General features: G+C 39.6%; 1 protein-coding gene. It reads left to right on the top strand.

The window, feature by feature from the left end; translation table 11 throughout:
* The coding region (locus AAEY57_RS20345) for a thioredoxin family protein (protein WP_350608703.1) at nt 1–260 on the top strand (260 nt) is incomplete at both ends.

Below are 260 nucleotides of genomic sequence, written 5' to 3'. Positions count from 1 at the left end.
CAAGAGCTGAACTTTGAAGTATACATAAGTTTAAGTTGCCAAACGTGCCCGCAAGTAGTGCAAGCACTTAACACTATGGCAGCGACAAACAGTAATATTAAAGCCACCATGATTGACGGTGCATTATTTCAAGGTGAAGTAGAAGAGAGAAATATTTTAGCTGTACCGGCTGTATATTTAAATGGCGAACCATTTAGCCAAGGTGCACTAAGCCTTACTGACATACTTAATAAAGTAGATAGCAAAGGGGCTGCTAAACA

Origin of the sequence: Pseudoalteromonas sp. MER144-MNA-CIBAN-0113, assembly GCF_040308965.1 — a bacterium.
Classification (GTDB): domain Bacteria; phylum Pseudomonadota; class Gammaproteobacteria; order Enterobacterales; family Alteromonadaceae; genus Pseudoalteromonas; species Pseudoalteromonas tetraodonis.
This window is presented reverse-complemented; position numbering and strand designations above follow the sequence as displayed.